Here is a 3,822-nt window from a genome sequence, read left to right as displayed (position 1 = left end):
AAGCCCGCCAAGCTCGTCTGTGTTGGTGATCAACTCACGATCCTGCCCGATGGGACCAAGGGATTCAGCGGCGTCCTGGATGGTGCCGACCTTGCGCTTCTGCTCGGCAACTGGGGACCCACACAGGACATCTGCCTCGACTTGAATGGCGACGGCGTTGTGAACGGATTGGACATCGCCATCTACCTCGGTGCGCCAAACCCCTGCCCGTAGAGGGGCTCACTGGGCGGCTGCAAACCACGGCTTGAGGGCTGGGTAGAGCTCGCGGTATCGCCGCTGCGCCGTGCGGAAGGCGGCGAGATCGGTGCGAGGCTCGACGCGATCGGCGACCGTCACCGTGCGTGCGACGGCGTCCTCGGCGGAAGCGAATGTTGAACAGCCGATGCCCGCCACCAGCGCAGCGCCGAATGCGGCGCCCGCGTTGGTGCGCATGGTGACCACCGGCGCCTCGAAGACATCGGCGCAGAGCTGTCGCCACACGGCGCTGCGTGCGCCACCGCCGCCCAGGCGCACTTCGCGCACTTGGACTCCTGCCTGCCGAATCAGGTCGAGGCAATCGAGCATGCCAAAAGTCACGCCCTCGAGGATCGCGCGCACCAGGTGCGGCCTGCGGTGGCGCGTGCTCAATCCAGCGAAGACGCCGCGCGCATGGGGGTCGGCATGCGGAGTGCGCTCGCCGCTCAGATAGGGGAGAAAGGTGAGCCCATCGCACCCTGCAGGGGCGGTGCCCGCCTCGGCACAGAGCATTTCGAAGAGATCAACGCCGCGCTCAACGGCGCTCCGCCGCGCATCCTGCGCGAGCGATTCGGCGAACCATGAGAGGCTGCCCGCCGCCGAGAGCATCACGCCCATCATGTGCCAACGATCGGGAATTGCGTGACAGAAGGCGTGCAGCGAACCATCGCTGGTGCCGTGGAAGGTCTGCGAAGCGGCGAAGATGACCCCGCTGGTGCCAAGCGTGGCCCCGACGACGCCTTCGTCGATGAGCGCGGCGCCGATGGCCTGCGCCGCCTGGTCGCCCGCGCCGGCGACAATCGGCACGCCCTCGGGGAGTCCGGTGAGTTGCGCCGCCTCGCCCGAGAGGGTCGCGCAGACCTCCGTACCCTCGAAGACGCGCGGCAGCATTCCTCGATCGATGCCGAGCGAGGCGATCATCGGATCGCTCCAGCGGCGCTGAGCGCAGTCGAAGAGCAGCGTGCCGCTCGCGTCGCTCGCATCGGTCGCCGCCGTTCCCGAGAGCTTGAATCGCAGGTAGTCCTTGGGCAGCAGGATGTGCCGCACCCGCGACCAGATCTCCGGCTCATTGGCGCGCACCCACGCGATCTTCGGTGCGGTGAACCCGGGGAGGAGTCGATTGCCGGTCCATGCAAGGAGCGACGCAAGCCCGATCTCGCGCTCAATGCGATCGCACTCCGCCGCCGAGCGCTGATCGTTCCACATGATGCAGGGCCGAAGCGCCTGGCCGGCGCTGTCGAGCAGCACCAGCCCGTGCATCTGACCGGTGAGCCCGATGCCGACGATGTCTCGCGGTTCAGCCTGCGAGCGCTCGAGCACCTGCCGAATGGCCGCTACTGCCGAAAGCCACCAGGTGTGCGGATCCTGCTCGGCCCAACCTGGTCGCGGCGTGTCGAATGCGTAACCCTGCTGTGCGGCCGCAAGTTCGCGGCCCGAGTCGTCAATCAGGACGCACTTGGTGGCACTGGTCCCGACATCGACACCGAGAAGGAGATTGGCCACGGGCCGGGGATGCTACTCGGCGGCTCACCGTGCGACGCTGTGACGATGGTCGCCTGGCAGCGCGGGGGTACACCAGAAGCGGAACTTTCATGAAGTTGGACCTTCAGGCGCTCGGTCCTGCGCGATCTGCGTACATTCGAGATCATGTGGAATGCATCCAGAAACACGAGGAGCGGGGCAATTCGGGGTGGCGCCGTCGTCGCCGTGGTTGGATGTGTCGCCATGTTCGGACCAAGGCCGGCCATTGCGGCGCAGGAAGTGATGCTCGCGGATCCGGTTCCGTTCGACTTCTTCGGCACCGCGGTGGCGGCGAGCGGTCAGTTCATGGTCAGCGGCGTCATCGCTCGCCTTCCATCGCTGCAGGGCCGGGTCAATGTCTATCGCAATGACGGGGATCTCTGGGCTCCTGCCGACCAGTTGGGCTCCGACTACTTTGGAGCCCTCTATGGCATCTCGTTCGCGCTCGATGGAGACCTGTTGGTGGTGGGTGCTCCGGGAAGAGCCCAGCTCCTCACACAGGCCACGACGATGCGTGGAGGGGTGGACTTCTTTCGGCTCTCCCCTCTCGGCGAGTTGCAGCCGCTGGCCTTCGTCAATGAGACAACGGCGAACCACTGGTTCGGGCGCGCGGTGGCCGCCGATCAGGGCTGGGTCATCGTCAGTTCGCCCGGCAGGCGGCCCAGCCCGCCGCCAGCGAATCCCAGCGAGGGGCGGGTTCGCTTCTTCCATGACTCCGGCGGTGGCATTGTGGAAGGCACCTTCATCGACGCGCCGGACTTCCCGGTTCAACGGGGCTTCGGACAGGTCGTCGCCATCAGCGGGCCGTGGGCGGCGGCCAGCGCCACGCTCGTGCACGGTGACCTGCCGCTCTCTGGAGTCGTGCACCTCATGCACCGCGATGAGGCCGATGCGTGGAGCATCGCCGCCTCGCTTCAAGCGCCTTTCCCGACCGAAGGGGATCGCTTTGGTCTGTCGCTGGCCATGAAGGGCGACCTGCTGCTCGTCGGGGCACCGGCGCCGGGCACCGACGCGCCCCAGTCGCGCGGCATGGTCTACGCCTATCGCCTCATCGAGGGGAACTGGATTCTCGAAGAGTCGATCATTGCGCCCGTCGAGGACTTCTGCGAGGGTTTCGGTCGGTCGGTCGCCATCGGCCATGGTTCGATCTTCATCGGCGCCGATGCAGCGGTGAGCGACGGTGCGGGAATCGCCTCGGTCTTCCGGTATCGACCCAGCGGCACGGGCCTTCAAGCCAACTGGATTCCAACGGCTCGATGGGATGGAACCGCCGACGAGGACTTCGGATTGTCGCTGGCCATGAGTGGCGCACGCCTCGTCATCGGAGTTCCCGGGGCACCCGGGGCGCGGGGCGAACAGGGCGCTGGTCGTGTGGTGATCATCAATCCGCTTCTCGGTGACCTCGACGGCAATGGCGTGGTCGATGCGGCGGACCTCGCCCAGCTCCTTGGACAATGGGGCGCGACCGGACAGGGGAACATCGCCGATCTTGACGGCAATGGTGTGGTGAACGGGGCCGACCTTGCACTTCTTCTTGGCGCATGGAACACGGAGTGAACATGAATCCTCATCACCGTTCCGAGTTGCACACACGCTCCTCATGCCGTCCGGGCGTGGCGCGTCTCGACCTCGTGGTTGTCCTGATGGTGGTCCTCATGGGAGTCGCAATCCTCATCGCCATGATGGGCGCTGGTCGATCGCGAGCTCGCGAACTCGCATCACTCAGCAACCTGAAGACCCTCGCGGTGGCGCACTCGGCCTATGCGGCGCAGTGGGGCGATCGACAGTTCACGCACATGCCCGACGGCATGTCCGCCGCCGGAGGCAACTACCAGACCTTTGTGAACACCTTCGGATGTCCGCCGTCCGTGATCCTGGGGTTCGGCAGTGGCTGGCCGGGCATGATTCCGCCAGGCTTGTGGGGCTACTGGCTTCCATGTGGTGAGGCAGCAGTCGGCGGGCCGGGCAACTTCCAGGTGATGTGGCCCCTCGTGATGTCCGGGGCGGCCGCAGGCGTGGGCATGTTCCAGCTTCAGAATGTGGTCGGCTTCAATGAATTCGTCAATG

At 66.1% G+C, this 3,822-nt stretch carries 4 protein-coding genes; 3 read left to right on the top strand and 1 reads right to left on the bottom strand.

What is annotated here, in order from left to right:
• A partial coding sequence (locus KF724_13785) for a hypothetical protein (GenBank protein MBX3356760.1) occupies nt 1–213 on the top strand: 213 nt, incomplete at its 5' end.
• Nucleotides 214–219: 6 nt separating this feature from the next.
• On the opposite strand, the gene xylB is transcribed toward KF724_13785, so the two are convergent.
• Nucleotides 220–1,737, bottom strand: coding sequence for a xylulokinase (gene xylB / locus KF724_13780; protein ID MBX3356759.1), 1,518 nt, complete (start codon nt 1,735–1,737; stop codon nt 220–222).
• Between the two features lie 222 nt (nt 1,738–1,959).
• On the opposite strand from xylB, the gene KF724_13775 reads away from it, so the two are divergent.
• Nucleotides 1,960–3,312 (top strand): hypothetical protein, encoded by a 1,353-nt coding sequence (locus KF724_13775; protein ID MBX3356758.1) that lies wholly within the window; start codon nt 1,960–1,962, stop codon nt 3,310–3,312.
• A 56-nt stretch (nt 3,313–3,368) separates the two neighbouring features.
• The coding region (locus KF724_13770) for a hypothetical protein (GenBank protein MBX3356757.1) at nt 3,369–3,822 on the top strand (454 nt) is incomplete at its 3' end.

It is taken from the genome of Phycisphaeraceae bacterium, assembly GCA_019636735.1.
Taxonomy (GTDB): Bacteria; Planctomycetota; Phycisphaerae; order Phycisphaerales; family SM1A02; genus VGXK01.
Note: the sequence above shows the minus strand (reverse complement) of the source record. Positions and strands in the feature narration are given on the sequence as shown.

What these genes read in the sequence shown, in the direction of transcription:
- KF724_13775 (MBX3356758.1), top strand. Translation starts at nt 1,960, where the DNA reads ATGTTCGGACCAAGGCCGGCCATTGCGGCGCAGGAAGTGATGCTCGCG.